11 protein-coding genes and 1 pseudogene are annotated in these 14,204 nt (G+C 74.7%); 8 read left to right on the top strand and 4 right to left on the bottom strand.

Annotation, left to right across the window (positions count from 1 at the left end; all coding sequences use genetic code 11):
* Positions 1-273: 273 nt before the first annotated feature.
* The 4 genes from WMF33_RS28995 to WMF33_RS29010 all read right to left on the bottom strand — a co-directional run bounded on the left by WMF33_RS28995 (position 274) and on the right by WMF33_RS29010 (position 5,251).
* A complete protein-coding gene (locus WMF33_RS28995; RefSeq protein ID WP_437331664.1) occupies positions 274-1,941 on the bottom strand; it encodes a serine/threonine protein kinase in 1,668 nt (555 codons plus the stop codon).
* Between the two features lie 226 nt (positions 1,942-2,167).
* On the bottom strand, positions 2,168-3,358 hold the full coding sequence (locus WMF33_RS29000) for a hypothetical protein (RefSeq protein ID WP_437331665.1): 1,191 nt from the start codon (positions 3,356-3,358) through the stop codon (positions 2,168-2,170).
* Entirely contained in the window at positions 3,348-4,592 is a 1,245-nt protein-coding gene (locus tag WMF33_RS29005) for a FecR domain-containing protein (RefSeq protein ID WP_437331666.1), read from the bottom strand. The genes WMF33_RS29000 and WMF33_RS29005 overlap by 11 nt, the downstream gene beginning before the upstream one ends.
* Complete coding sequence (locus WMF33_RS29010) at positions 4,580-5,251, bottom strand: RNA polymerase sigma factor (protein WP_437331667.1); 672 nt, start codon at positions 5,249-5,251, stop codon at positions 4,580-4,582. The genes WMF33_RS29005 and WMF33_RS29010 overlap by 13 nt, the downstream gene beginning before the upstream one ends.
* A 214-nt stretch (positions 5,252-5,465) precedes the next feature.
* Between WMF33_RS29010 and WMF33_RS29015 the strand changes: the two genes are divergently transcribed.
* The 8 genes and pseudogenes from WMF33_RS29015 (at position 5,466) to WMF33_RS29050 (ending at position 14,143) form a co-directional block, all read left to right on the top strand.
* Positions 5,466-6,626 carry a hypothetical protein gene (locus WMF33_RS29015; RefSeq protein ID WP_437331668.1) on the top strand — a complete coding sequence of 387 codons (1,161 nt, stop codon included), beginning with the start codon at positions 5,466-5,468 and terminating at the stop codon, positions 6,624-6,626.
* Positions 6,592-8,238, top strand: a complete 1,647-nt coding sequence (locus WMF33_RS29020) for a glycosyltransferase family 2 protein (RefSeq protein WP_437331669.1) — start codon at positions 6,592-6,594, stop codon at positions 8,236-8,238. Before WMF33_RS29015 ends, WMF33_RS29020 begins: the two co-directional genes overlap by 35 nt.
* On the top strand, positions 8,235-9,401 hold the full coding sequence (locus WMF33_RS29025) for a glycoside hydrolase family 26 protein (protein ID WP_437331670.1): 1,167 nt from the start codon (positions 8,235-8,237) through the stop codon (positions 9,399-9,401). Before WMF33_RS29020 ends, WMF33_RS29025 begins: the two co-directional genes overlap by 4 nt.
* Positions 9,398-10,171: a glucose-1-phosphate cytidylyltransferase gene (gene rfbF, locus WMF33_RS29030; protein WP_020737752.1), complete on the top strand. Its 774-nt coding sequence runs from the start codon at positions 9,398-9,400 to the stop codon at positions 10,169-10,171. The genes WMF33_RS29025 and rfbF overlap by 4 nt, the downstream gene beginning before the upstream one ends.
* Positions 10,168-11,234 (top strand): annotated as a pseudogene (rfbG, locus tag WMF33_RS29035) (CDP-glucose 4,6-dehydratase). Before rfbF ends, rfbG begins: the two are co-directional and overlap by 4 nt.
* Positions 11,231-12,169 (top strand): NAD-dependent epimerase/dehydratase family protein, encoded by a 939-nt coding sequence (locus WMF33_RS29040; protein WP_437331671.1) that lies wholly within the window; start codon positions 11,231-11,233, stop codon positions 12,167-12,169. The pseudogene rfbG and the gene WMF33_RS29040 overlap by 4 nt, the downstream one beginning before the upstream one ends.
* 393 nt (positions 12,170-12,562) lie before the next feature.
* A complete protein-coding gene (locus WMF33_RS29045; protein ID WP_437331672.1) occupies positions 12,563-13,669 on the top strand; it encodes an STAS domain-containing protein in 1,107 nt (368 codons plus the stop codon).
* Between the two features lie 15 nt (positions 13,670-13,684).
* Positions 13,685-14,143 (top strand): SRPBCC family protein, encoded by a 459-nt coding sequence (locus tag WMF33_RS29050; RefSeq protein WP_437331673.1) that lies wholly within the window; start codon positions 13,685-13,687, stop codon positions 14,141-14,143.
* Positions 14,144-14,204: the final 61 nt, after the last annotated feature.

Consider the following 14,204-nt stretch of genomic DNA (forward strand, 5'->3'; position numbering starts at 1 on the left):
CGCCATGGCCTGTCTCCCCGGCGCCCACTCCGCCGGCGCCCGTCCCTCCGGCGCTTGCGCCGGTGCTCGTTCCGCCGGCGCCCACCCCTCCGGTGCCGGCGCCAGACTCCGCGCCTCCGGTGCCCGCCGCGGAGCCGGACGCCACGCTCGCCGCCGCCGGCCCGCCGGCGCCGCCCTGGGCTCCGGTGTCGCCGCAGGTCCCGCAGCCGCCCATCACGGCCAGGGCCAGCGCGGAGAGCGCTCCCGTACCCGACGTGGTGTCGACACGCGATCTCACATGCACTCGACCTTGAATCGCTTGATCCCCTCGGCGTCGATGGTGTAGGGCGGGTCGCAATTCGCGCTGGGCGTGCTGGCCGGCGCAGCGGGCGTGGGCTTGTCCGCCGTCGTCGCGGCGGCGCCACCAGGCGCGGCCGGCTCCTTTGCCGGCGGCTCGGGCTGCTTCGCCGACGGCCTGGCCTGCTTCGCGGACCCCCTGGGCTGCTTCGCGGGCCGGTCGGCCGGCTTTGCGGACGAATCGGCCAGCGGCTCGGGCAGCTCGGCCGGCTCGATGGTCGGCTCCGCCGACCCCGCCGACGGCTCGCCCGACCTCGCCGCCGCGGGCGCGGCGGCCGCCGCGGCGACGCCGGCGCTCGACGGCGCCCCGGACGCCGGGACGACGGCGGGCGGGAGCGGCGCGAGCGACGGCTGCGGCGACGCCGACAACGAAGCGGCGTCCAGGGACGCAGGCGCGGAGCGCGGGGAACGGGTCGTGGCCGCCGCCAGGACGATGCCGCAGCCGATCCCCACCACGGCCGTGGCGAGGAGCGAGCGGGACGCCCGCTTCAGCCACGGGCGCGGCGCCGGCTCCTGCTCGCCCGTGAGCTTCGTGTCCGAGCCCGTCATCGTGCCGTAGCCGGCGCGCGCGAGCGATTGATCCAGCGGCGGCGGCGACAGGGTGTCGACCGGCATGGACGCCCGCGCCGTCGCGCCCCGGCGCACCATCTCACGGCCGATGATGCGCTTCGTCTCCGCGCGCACGTCCTCGAACTCGCGCGAGACGAACCTGCCGATGTCGCGGTTCGTCACGGGGGCCATGCCCGCGACGAACGCCTCGAGATCGGCCTCGAGCTCCGCCGCGGTGGCATAGCGCTGCTCCGGCGCGACCGAGAGGGCCTTGAGGATGATGCGCTCGAGCTCCTCGGGCACGTCGGGCTTGACGTCGCGCGGCCTCGGGAGCTCCCCGTTCAGCACGCGATGCATGATGGCGATGTCGGTCATGCCCTTCCACATCCGCTCGCCCGTCGCGGCCTCCCAGAGCATCACCCCCACCGCGTACAGATCCGCGCGCCGATCGATGGGGCCCCCCTCGATCTGCTCGGCCGGCATGTACCCGATCTTGCCCTTGATCACCCCCGTCGCCGTCTCGACGCTCCCGCCCGTGAGCTTGGCGATGCCGAAATCGATGAGCTTGACCTGGCCATCGTAGGTCACGAAGACGTTGTGCGGCGAGACGTCGCGGTGCACCACGTTGAGCGGCTCGCCGTCGAAGCCGGTGAGCTCGTGGGCATAATGAAGGCCGCGGAGCGCGTCGATGATGATCCGGAGGTGCATCTCCAGCGGGAGCTTCGTGCGCGCCCGCGACCGGACGATCGAGAGCGACTGGCCCTCGAGGTACTCCATCACGATGGCGGCCCCCCGCGTCGTCTGGACGATCGCGCTCGTCTGGACGATGTTCGCGTGGTTCAAGCGCGCGGAGAACCGCGCCTCGTTGATGAACATCTCCCGCATCTCGAGGTTGTCCAGGAGGTCGGGCCTGAGAAACTTCAGGACGACGAGCTTGTCCACGCCCTCCGCGCCGCTCAGCACGGCGAGGAAGACCTGCGCAGTTCCCCCGCGCCCGAGCTCGAGCAAGAGGTGATGCCCCGGGTCGGGCGGTGTGCTGGACGGGCCCACGTTCACTGGGCGATGATGGCACGAAAAAAACGAGCGCGACCAGACGGTTTCAGGGGGATCCCGAGCCTTCTTCCTCAATGCACTGCATTGTGCCGCCTCCCGTGAGAAGACGCGGGTGCGATAGTGTCGCAGTGTTGTCGGGCCAAGCAGGCGCACCCCCGAGCTCCGGCGTCCGCGCGGCGCGCGGGACCGGGCGCCGGGCCACGCATGCGATGCACGGCGGCCCGAGCCCTCAGAGGCGCGCCTCGAGGGAGAGAGAGACGGCGAGGAGCAGGCGGCCATAGGGGGTGACGTCGGCGGCGGGGCTCGAGCTGCCGGCATTGCGCTCGGGGTACGGGATATCGATGCTGGGAAGCGCGGCGCCGGCGAGGCCGCCGAGGCGAACGCCCGCGTGATCATGGATGAACCAGCGCGCGGCCGCCTCGAGGTGCGGGACGGCCGCCCACGAGGCGCCGGAGGGGCCGTCGAACACCGGCGACGGGACGTGCGTCTCGTAATGGAGGCGCAGCGCGGACGCGCCAGCCCCGAGCGTCGCGAGGCCGTGCCCGCTCGCGAAGGAGAGCGCGCCGCCCGCCGTGGCGCCGACGAGGGCGACGCCGTGCTCCATCCGCCCGCCGGGGACATCCCAGGAGGCGCCGCCGAGCGTGGTGGTCGCGCCCGCCGCGACGTACCAGCCGCGAAAGATCGCGGTTCCGCCGAACGAGAGCGCCGGCGTCGGGGGGACGTCGCCGAAGGCGAAGAGCAGCGTCGGGCCGACCGAGGCGACGAGGCGCGCGGGCGGGCTCGCGCCGTCGGCTCGCTGGGAAAGCGCGGGGGAGCGCGAAGCGGGCGCGCGAACATCGGAGGGCGCGGGGGAGGCCGTCGCGGAGCCGGCCGGGCTGGCGGAGGGGCCGCTCGGGGGGCCGGCCTTCGACGGCCGGGGGTCCTGGATGCGGGCGGCGGCGCCGCCGGTCGGAGGAGGAGCGGCGGGGGCGTCGCGGTGCAGGAGGCGGGCGCGGAGCAGCTCGACGGCGGCCAGGGCGAGGACCTCGGGGCCGTCGCCGCGGCGCACCGCGACCTCGAGCTCGCCGCCGCCGTGCCGCGCGGCGAGGGCGATCGTCGCGCGCCGGCGGGCGACGACGACGCGCGCGTCGGGGCCCTCGCGCGCGTCGGCGCCCTCGCGCGCGTCGGCCTCCCCGGGGCCTCCGGGGGTGATGCGCACGCCGAGCGCGCGGAGCTCGTCGCGAACCCGCTGGAACGTCGCGTCCGCCGGGTCGCCGGAGAGGGCCACCGTGGCCCGCGCGGGCGCGCTGGCGCCGGCGAGGGCTCCCTCCGCGGCCGGCGGGGGCGCCGCGCGCGCGACGCCGAGGAGGGCCGGCAGCGCGCCGAGCACCGCCGCGAGGCGGAGGGCGGCGCGGCGCGCGGGGTGGAGCTCAGGGCGCATCCGCGATCGAGCGCGCGAGGGGCGCGTAGGCGCCGCGGGGGTACTCGGCGAGGTAGCGGAGCGCCGCGCGGCGCGCGGCCTCCCGATCGCGCCGCTGCTGGAGCTCGAGGCTGCGCCCGAGCGCCTGCTCGCGCAGGGCGCCGCCCGGCGCCTCGCGGAGGTAGGTGTCGAACCAGGACAGCGCGTCGCCGGGATCGCCGAGCTGATCGGCGGCGAGCTTGCCGAGGAGGAACGCCGCGTCGCCGCGCGCGCCGTGCCGCTGGCGCAGCGCGAGGAGCGCGGCGCGCGCGGCGTGCGGGCGCCCCGCGTAGCGGGCGGCGTCGGCGAGCAGCCGGAGCTCGTCGGGCGCGGCCCGCGCGAGCACGGCGTCGAGCCCCAGCCGCTCGACGGCCGCGAGCGCCTCCTGGTGGCGCCCCGCGCTCGCCAGCGCCTGCCAGCGCGGCGCGGTGTCCGCCGCACCGGGCGCCGGCGCGCGCGCGTCGCGATCCCCGGGCGGCGCCGCGACCGCCGCGGGCGCGCCGGACGCGGGGGCCGCGACGGCGCCGCTCGGCGCGGGCTCGCTCGGCGCGGGCTCGCTCGGCGCGGGCTCGCTCGGCGCGGTGAGGTCGAGCCGGTCGCCGGCCGAGAGCCGCGCCGTCCCGAGCTCCGGGCCCGTCACCTCGACGCTCCCCTCCGCGAGCGCGAGCGTGAAGCGCCGCGCCTCGGGGGCCCAGCGCGCCTCGAAGCGCGTCCCGGTCACGCGCACCGCGTAGGGACCGGCGTGGACGACCCAGCGCGTGTCGCCCCGGTGGACGACGTGGAAGTCGGCGCCGCCCCGCTCCACGCGCAGCTCCGCGCCGCGCGCGTCGGTCGCGAGGACCTCCAGCGCGGACGCCGCGTCGAGCCGCACGGAGGTGCCCTCGGCGAAGGTGAAGGCGAGGGGCGCGTCGCGCGCCTCGACCCGCGCGCCCGCGCTCGGGCCCGCGCTCGCCGGCGCTCCCGCGGTGGCCGCGGCGGGGCCGCCCTCGGGCGCCCAGGCCGTGCGGAAGAGCGCGGCGCCGCCCGCCGCGAGCAGCAGCGCGGCGGCCGCGGCGGCCCAGACGGCGGGGCGCGCCCGGCGCGGCCGGGCCTCGGCCTCGGCGGCGAAGAGCCGCGCGCGCGCCGCGGCGAGCGTCTCGCCCGGCCTGGCGCGCTGGTCGGAGGTGCGGGCCACCTCGGACCCGAGGGTCTCGAGGCGTCGTGTCACGGGTTCCATCGGGTGCCCTCCTCGATCCAGGTCGCGAGCACGGGGTCTCGCTGGGCGGCGCTCACGAAGCGCGCCTCGGCCCGGGCGATCCGCCGCTTGATCGTCGCCAGCGACACGCCGCAGGCGGCCGCCGCCTCGGTGAGCTCCATCCCCTCGATGTAGCGCAGCGCGAAGGCGACGCGCTCGTCGAGCGGGAACGACTCGAGCAGCCGGTAGGTCCGATCGTGGGCCTCCCGGAGCTCCGCGTCGGCGCCGCGCGCCGGGGGCTCGGGGAGGTCCTCGGGCGAGAAGAAGCGCAGCCAGCTCCGGGCCTTGTGGTGGCGGATGCTCTTGCACGCGGTGTGGACCGCGACCGACCTCATCCACGACGTCAGCGCCACCGCGTCGCTCAGCTGGTGGACGCTCGCGTAGGCGGAGACGAAGGCGTCGTGGACGACGTCCGCGAAGGTCGTGTGCCGCTCGGTCCCGAGGATGCGGCGGGCGATGCGCTCGACGAGGGCGCCGTAACGCTCGAAGAGGACCGCCTTGGCCCAGGGGTCGCCGCGCTGGAGGCGGCGGAGCAGCTCGGCGTCGTCGCGCTCCACCGGCAGCGCGACGAGCTGCCCGCCCGGCGAGGGACCGGCGCGGCTCACGGCGTGCGGGAGCGGCGAGCGGGATCCGCTAGCCATGGCGGTCTCCGCGACGGGCGGCGGCGAGGTCGCCGAGCCGAGGCTCGGCGCTGCGGGACGGGGCGGCTTCGATGCGGTCGGGCACAGCGTTGCACCAAAGGACCGGCAGGGGCCCGAGACGGCTCACGATCGTTTTCGTGCGCTCCGGTGAGCCGTCCGGAGGCGGAGGCGGCCCCTTGGGGGCGACCGGGACGAGATGTCCCCCTTCCTTGCCATGCGCCTCTCCGCCTTCGCTTCTTGCTTCATCGTCGCCGCCGCGCTCGTGGGCGCGGGCGCCGCCGGCGCCGCGCCGCGCCCGCTCCCCGGGGCCTTTCGGTACGTCGCCGAGGCGCAGGAGCGGCTCGCCATCGCCGATTACGCGGCGGCGGAGGCCCTCCTCGCGCAGGTCCCCGCGCAGAGCGAGGCGGCGCGCGACGCCGGCACCCTGCGCGGGCAGCTCGACGCGGCGCTCGCCCCGCGCCTCGAGCTCGAGACGCGCGCCTTCTTCGACACGCAGCCGCTCGCTCGCCTGTCGCAGAGCGCCGGGGTGTCGTTCTGGCCGGCGGCGAGCCTCCAGCTGCGGCTCCGCGCGATCGGCCTCTGGTATCCGCGCGCCCCGCGCGAGACGGCGGAGCTCGGCGGCAGCGCGACGCCGGCCCACGCGGTGGGCGGGCTCGTGGGGCTCCTCTTCCGCCCGGCCCGGGCCGACCTCGACGTCGTCGCGACGGGCCTCGGGCGGATCTGGGCGGACGGCAGCGCGCAGGTGTCGGGGAGCGCCGAGATCGAGGGGCGCTGGCTCTCGCCTTTGCGGCTCCGCGCCTCGGCGCGCCGCGACGAGCTCCTCGACACCCACGCGGCGATCCGCGAGCACGTCTCCGTCACCGCGGCGGGCGGCGCGCTCGCCGTCGACGACTGGAACGGCTGGAGCGGAGAGCTCCGCGGCGAGGGGCGCTGGTACTCCGATAGCAACCGCGGCCTCACGGCCTACGGCTGGGCCGTGGCGCCGCTCCTGCGCGGCGCGCTGAGCCTGAAGGCCGGGTGGGGGGCGGCCTGGGCCGACACCTCGCGCTCGCGCTGGTCGCGCGCGGCGCAGGCCTACGCGCCGTACTTCACCCCCCTCGGCGCGCGCCGCCACGGGCCCATCGTCGTCGCGGCGCTCTCGCTCGGCAAGCTCCGCGTCGACGCGAGCGGCGACGTCGCCGTGCAGGGGAGCGAGCTCGACCCGACCGCGCTCGCCTGGGGCGTCACCTCGCGCGTCGACGGCGCCTGCGTCGACCTCCGCGCGGGGGCCTCGATCGACCTCGGGGGCGCCCGCGTGGGCGTCACCTACCACCACAACCACCAGCTCTATTACCGGTTCCATGACGCGGCGTTTCGTCTCGAGCTCCCGCTTTGATCCGGAGCTCTTCCGGTGGTCGTCGGCCGCGCCCGTGCGGCTCGTCGATCGCATGATCGTCTGGGCGATCGTGGCCTTCGGGCTCGCGGGGGTCGCCGGCTTCGCGAGCTTCTGGTTCCAGGAGCGCCACGTCGCCCACCTCCCGGCCTTCGTCGCGCTGTCGATCGCGGTCTGGTACGGCATCGGCCGCATCGTCCTCGCCTGGATCGGGTACCTCGCGCTGGACCGCGTCGAGCACCGCCCGGCGCGCGACGGGCTCTCCGTCGCGGTCTTCACCACGGCCGCGCCGGGCGAGCCCATCGCGATGTTCGAGGCGACCCTCGCGGCGCTCGCCCGCGTCCGCTACCCGCACCGCACGTACCTCCTCGACGGCACGGGCGACCCGCGCTTCCGCGCGCTCGCCGCGCGGCACGGCGCGGTGTGGCTCGACTCGAGCGGCGTCCCGGGCGCCAAGGCCGGCAAGATCAACGCGGCCCTCGCGCGGACCACCGAGGACTTCGTCCTGGTCCTCGACCCGGACCACCTGCCGTTCCCGGAGCTCTTCGACCGCGTCCTCGGGCACTTCGACGACCCGCGCGTGGGCTTCGTGCAGGTCTCGCAGGGCTACTACAACCAGGCCGACTCCCCGATCGCCCGCGGCGCGGCCGAGCAGACCTACGGGTTCTACGGGCCGATGCAGCTCGGGCTCCACGGGCTCGGCTGCGCGGTCGCCATCGGCGCCAACTGCACGTTCCGCCGCGCCGCGCTCGCGTCCATCCGCGGGCACGCCGTGGGGCTCGCCGAGGACCTCATGACCTCCATCCGGCTCCACGCGGCGGGGTGGCGCTCGGTCTACGTCCCGGAGATCGTCAGCCGCGGGCTCGTGCCCGACGATCTCGGCGGGTACTTCGCCCAGCAGCTCAAGTGGGCGACCGGCGCGGTCGACGCGCTCTTCGCCGAGGTCGTGCCGCGCTTCTGGCAGCTGAGCGCGCGCCAGCGGCTCTCGTACGTGGCCATCGGCACGTACTACCTCACGGGCCCCGCCACGCTGACGTACCTCGTCCTGCCGCTCGCCGCGCTCTGGGGCGATTTCCGGCCCATGCACGCGGATCCGGCGGGGTTCGTCGCCGCGGGCGCCCCCGTCGTCGCGGCGGCGGTCGCGCTCCACGTCCACGGGCAGCGGTGGTTCTGCGACCGCGCCACGGAGGGCGGCCTCCACTGGCGCGCCCTCCTCCTCAAGCTCGCCGCCTTTCCCATCTACACGCTCGGGGTGGTCCTGGCGGTCGCGAAGCGCCTCGTCCGCTACGTGCCCACGCCCAAGCGCGGGATCGGCGGCCGTCTCCTGCCGCTCGCGTGGCCGCACCTCCTCGTCGTCGCCTCGTTCCTCGTCACGATCGGCGCGAGCCTCTGGCTCCGCACCTCCGCGCACGGGCTCGCCGAGCGCTGGAGCGACGCGGAGGCCTACTGGGCGATGGTCCTCTTCGGCGCGCTCGGGGCCGCGTCGATGAGCGGGGCGATCGCCTGGGCCGCGCGGCGCGGCGGGTACGCGGCGATCGATCCCTGGGAGCGGCTCCCCGCGCTCGAAGCCACGACCACCACGACCGCCACGACCCCCCTCGGAGGATCACGATGAAGCGCTCTCACCGCGTCGCCTTGACAGCTGCCGCCACGACCGGAGCCGCCCTCGCGGTGCTCTTCTCGACCTACGGGCGGGCGCCCGCCGAGACCTGGCTCTCGTCGCTCTTCGGCACGGCGAGCGCGGCCGTGGCCACGGCGGATCTCTCCTGGACCGCCGGCCCCGAGCGCGACGCGCGGCTCGCCCGCCTGTCCACGGAGCTCGCGTCGCGGAGGCTGGACGACCTCCGCGCCCCGGCGCGCCTCCTCTACGGCGCGCACGACGGAGGGCTGCCGCGCGACGTCAGCGGGTACCTCGCGCTCGAGGAGGCGGTGGGCCAGACGCTCCTCCTCACGCAGATCTACGCGGCCTGGGGCGACGGCGCGGACCAGGCTTTCCCGAGCCGGGCGGCGCAGGCCATCTGGGCCGTGGGCTCGGTGCCGGTGATCACGTGGGAGCCCTGGCTCAGCGCGTTCCAGCGCCTGGACGCGTCGCTCCGCCCGGCGGCGACGCGGGACCAGGGCGGCCTCACCGACATCGCCGACGGCAAGTACGACGTCTACGTCGACCGCTGGGCGCAGGCGGCGGCGGAGTACGGGCACCCGATCCTCCTCCGCTTCGCGCACGAGATGAACGACGGCTACCGCTACCCGTGGGGGCCGGCGAACAACCCGGACCCGCGGGAGTTCATCCGCGCGTGGCGGCACGTCGTCGGGCGCTTCCGCGCCGCGGGGGCGGCGAACGTCCTCTGGGTGTGGTCGCCGAGCGTCTCGTACGAGAACTACTGGGAGTATTACCCGGGCAACGAGTGGATCGACTGGGTCGCGACGGGCGTCCTCAATTACGGGACCGCCGTCCGCTGGTCCAAGTGGACCTCGTTCCAGGAGCTCTTCGCGCGCCACTACGAGCGCCTCGCGCCGCTCGGCAAGCCGCTGATGATCGCCGAGCTCGGCTCGCTCGCCGCCGGCGGGGAGCGCGCGCGCTGGTACGAGGAGGCGCTGACGGGCCTCGCCGAGCGCCACCCCGCGGTGAAGGCGCTCTTGTTCTTCCACGTCGCGAGCGACGCGACCGTGACCCACGAGCCGCTCTCGTGGGCCTTTGCCGACGACCCCGCGGTCGCCGGCGCCGTGCGCCGCGCGCTCGCGGCGCAGACCCGCCATGCACAGGAGGTTCAGCGATGAAGACCGTATTGCTCGCCGGCGGCCTCGGCACCCGGCTCAGCGAAGAGACCGCCGACAGGCCGAAGCCGATGGTCGAGATCGGGGGCCAGCCCATCCTCTGGCACATCATGCAGATGTACGCCGCCCACGGCTTCGACGACTTCGTCGTGGCCTGCGGCTACAAGGGCGACGTCATCAAGGACTGGTTCGCGGGGCTCCGGACGCGCCGCGCGGACTTCACGGTGGACCTCCGGAGCGGCGAGGTCGACGCGCTCGGCGTCCACTGCCCGAGCTGGCGGGTGACGCTCATCGACACGGGGCTCCACACCCAGACGGGCGGGCGCATCCGCCGGCTGGACCGCGTGCTCGGGCGGGAGCCGTTCATGGTCACCTACGGCGACGGGGTCGGGGACATCGACATCGCGAAGCTCGTCGCCTTCCACCGGTCCCACGGCAAGCTCGCGACGATCACCGCGGTCCGCCCGCCGGCGCGGTTCGGCGTCCTCGAGCTCCGGGGCAGCGAGGTCGCGGCGTTCGCCGAGAAGCCGCAGGCCGAGGCGGGCTGGATCAACGGGGGCTTCTTCGTCTTCGAGCCCGGCGCGCTCGAGTACCTCGAGTGCGACGACGCGACGCCGCTCGAGCGCGAGCCGCTCGAGCGGCTCGCCGCCCACGGGCAGCTCATGGCCTACCAGCACGAGGGCTTCTGGCAGCCGATGGATACCCTGCGCGACAAGCGCCTCCTCGAGCGGCTCTGGGACGAGGGCCGCGCGCCCTGGAGGACCTGGTCATGAGCGAGCACCTCGACTTCTACGCGGGCCGCCGCGTGTTCGTCACCGGGCACACGGGGTTCAAGGGCTCCTGGCTCACCGCGTGGCTGCGCCTGCTCGGCGCGCAGGTCACCGGGTACGCGCTCCCGCCGGAGGGCGCGCCGAGCCTCTTCGCCGACGCGCGCATCGGCGACGGGGTCACCTCGATCCTCGGCGACATCTGCGACGAGGATCACCTCGCGCGGGCGATGGCCGAGGCCCGGCCGGAGATCGTGCTGCACCTCGCGGCGCAGGCGCTCGTCCGGCGATCGTACGCGCGGCCGCTCGAGACCTTCGCGACGAACGTCCTCGGGACGGCGCGCGTGCTCGAGGCGGCGCGGCGCCTCCCGTCGGTGCGGGTCGTCGTCGTGGTGACGACGGACAAGTGCTACGAGAACCACGAGTGGGTCTGGGGCTACCGCGAGACCGACGCCCTCGGCGGCCACGACACGTACAGCGCGAGCAAGGCCTGCGCGGAGCTCGTCGCCTCGGCCTACCGGCGGTCGTTCTACGGACGCGAGGTGGCGCTCGCGACCGCGCGCGCCGGGAACGTCATCGGCGGCGGAGACTGGGCCGAGGACCGCATCGTGCCGGACATCGTCCGGAGCGTCGCCGCGGGCGAGCCGTGCGCATCCGGCACCCGCGCGCCGTGCGCCCCTGGCAGCACGTCCTCGATCCGCTCTCGGGGTACCTCCTCCTCGCGCGCCGGCTCTGGGACGATCCGGCGGGGTACAGCGGCGCCTGGAACTTCGGCCCGGACGACGCCGAGCCGACGACGGTGCACCGGCTCGCGGAGGCCATCGTCCGCGCGCTCGGGCGGGGCTCGCTCGATCTGGCCGAGCCCTCGGACGGCGAGCGGCTCCACGAGGCGGGCGCGCTGCGGCTCGACTGCAGCAAGGCGCGGTCCCGGCTCGGCTGGCGTCCGCTCCTCGACACCGATCGCGCCATCCAGCTCACGAGCGCGTGGTACGCGCGCTACCTGGAGGATCGCGGGCGCGCGCGCTCCCTCGTCGAGGAGCAGCTCCGCTTCGCCACGGGGCTCGCGTGAGGCTCGGCAAGGCGGTGGTCACGGGCGCGACCGGCTTCATCGGCGCCGCGCTCGTCCGGCGGCTCCTCGCGGGCGGGTGCGACGTCGTCGCGGCGGCGCCCGCGCGGCCTTCGGGGTGGGCGCGCCTCTCGCGCCCCTCGCCGGGCCAGCGTCTCCGGCAGCTCCCGCTCGAGCGGCTGACGCGGGACGCGCTCCTCGATGCGGTCGGCGACGCGCCGCCGGATGCGGTCTTCCACCTGGCGTCGGCCGGGGTGAACCCGAGGGAGCGCGCGCCGGACGCGCTCCTCGAGGGCAACGTCGGGGCGCTCGTCGCGACGCTGGAGGCCGCCGCCCGCTGGGGCGGGGCGCGCGTGGTCTTCACGGGCTCGTGCTCGGAGTACAGCGCGGTCGTCGAGGGGCAGCTCGTCGGCGAGGCCGCGCCGCGCGCGCCCGCCGACCTCTACGGCGCCGCCAAGGCCGCCGCTCACGACTACGGGCGCGCCGTGGCGCGGGCGCTCTCGGTGCCGTTCGTGACGCTCCGCCTCTTCGGCGTCTACGGCCCTGGCGAGGCGCCGTATCGCCTCATCCCGTACCTCGCGGCCCGGCTCCGCGCGGGGGAGCGCGTCGACCTCACCCCCGGCACGCAGCTCCGCGACCTCACCTTCGTGGACGACGTCGTGGAGGCGCTGCTGCTCGGCGCGACGACGGCGGGGCTCGAGCACGGCGCGGCCTACAACGTCTGCTCGGGGCGCCCGACGAGCGTGCGCGAGGTCTGCCTCGAGGTCGCGCGGCAGCTCGGCGCGCCGGAGTCCCTCCTCGACTTCGGCGCCCGTCCGCCGCGCGCCGACGAGCTTCCGTGGCTCGTCGGCGACCCCCGCCGCTTTTGCGCCACCACGAGCTGGCGGCCGCGCGTGCCGCTCTCCTCCGGCGTCGCCGCCGCGCTCGCCGCCTCGTGAGGGCGGTGGTCAGAGGGGACCATGAAGGCGGGTGGCAGGCAGAGACGATCGACCATCGTCCTGCGTCTCCGCCATCGTGCAAGAGCGTCCGAGAGGCGCCTTCGTCGGCCGCAAACCTTCTCTCCCTGCGGCTACAGGGCGCGACCTCGGGCGCGACGCTCCGGATGTCGTTCGACCGAGGCCGACTCTCGACATGTGGAGAAGCCGGCGACGCAGGTCGCTCTCGAGGGAGCGGCAACGTGCACAGCGGATCTCACGTCGGTCCACGCAGCTGTAAGCCCCGCCTTGACATTCCAAGTTTTCATTGGTTTCCTGCAGAGCAACAAGCCAGTGCCCCCAAGCAACTCCTCAGCGACAGCGTCGATCCGGTCGTTCTTCGCTTCCTGCCCAGAGATGCTCTTCGTCGCGACGCTCGACGGCGAGCTCTTGCATTGCACCGACAGCCTGCGGCAGGCGCTGGGGCTCGCGCCGGATCAGGAGACGTCGCTCCTGGCCCTCGTCCATTCCGAGGAGCGCGACGCCGTCGAGGCCGCCCTTGCCCGGCTGCGGAGCGGCGGGGATCCCGTGCAGCTCGACGTGCGGGTGCAGGACGGCCGGGGAGCTTATACGCCGATGTCGTACAGCGTGCGCCGGTCGCCCGAGGGGGACGCCATCCACGGGTCGCTCCGGCGGGCCGCCGACGGCACCACGGACGACGCATCGACGGCGAGGATGAAGGCCAAGCTCCTCGACTGCATCGCAAACCAGATGGACATCGGTGTCTGGGCGGTCGATCCGCAGGGGACCTTCATCTACCATGACGGCAGGGGGATCGAGCAGGCCGGCGTCAAGCGGGGTGCGCTGCTCGGGATGAACGTCTTCCAGGTCTACGCCGGCACAGAGATCGCCGAGAACCTGAAGCAGGCCCTCACCGGGAAGCAGATGCACGCGTACAACAGCGCGCACGACATGCACTGGGAGAGCTGGTTCTCCCCCGTGCTCGACGCCAACGGCGCCATTCAGATGGTGGCGGGGCTGACGCTGAACATCACCGAGCTGCGGAAAGCCGAGGACGATGTTCGCAACAAGCTCATGCAGATCCAGCGGCAGCAGGAGGTCATCCGCAACCTGTCCACGCCGATCATCGAGGTGTGGAGCGGGGTGCTGACGCTGCCGCTGGTCGGCGTCGTCGACAGCATGCGGACCGCCGATGTCCTGGATGCGCTGCTCACGCGCATCGTCGACAAGCAGGCGCGTTATGCGATCCTGGACCTCACAGGCGTCGATATCGTCGATTCGAGCGTGGCCAGCAACATCATCCAGCTCGTGACCGCGATCCGGCTGCTCGGCGCCGAGGGCGTCGTGGCGGGCATCAAGCCGAACGTGGCGATGACGATGGTCCAGCTCGGACTGGACCTGTCGCAGATCCCCACGCAGCGGAACCTGCGCGCCGCGCTCGCCTTCTGCATCGGGATGATGAGCGGGGAGCAACAGAAGCAGGCTCATGCCCAGAAGCCTTGACCTCGGGGGGGCGTGATGAGCGCCCTGTACGTCGACATCAGCCGCGTCGTCGCCTGCCCGCAAGAAGTGGCGTTCGACTACATGACCGATCCGCGCAACGACCCGGATTGGTGGGAATCCGTGCTCGGGACGACGATCATGTCCACGAACGCGCACGGCGTGGGCACCAGGTACCGGCAGCGGTGCAGGCTCATGGGGCGCCGCTTCGACATCGATTTCGCGGTAACCGCGCATGACCGGCCGAAGATGTTCCGCCTGGAGACGAGCTCCGGCCCGGTCCGCTTCGAGGCCGAGTACCGCTTCACCGCGGCGGACGGCGGGACGCGGGTCCGCATGCTCGCGCCCGTCCGCGCCGACGGGCTGCTCTTCAGGCTCACCGGACCTGTCTTCCGGTGGTATCTCCTGCGCGTCAACGAGCGCTACTTCGACAACCTGAAGCGGATCCTCGACGCGAAGGCGAGCCGCCAAGCCTGAGGGTCCGTCGGACGCGCATCGCGGGCCCGGGGAGAGCGAGCGAGATAACGAATGGCCCCTG

It is taken from the genome of Sorangium sp. So ce394, from assembly GCF_051474665.1.
In the GTDB taxonomy this organism is placed as follows: Bacteria; Myxococcota_A; Polyangia; order Polyangiales; family Polyangiaceae; genus Sorangium; species Sorangium cellulosum_D.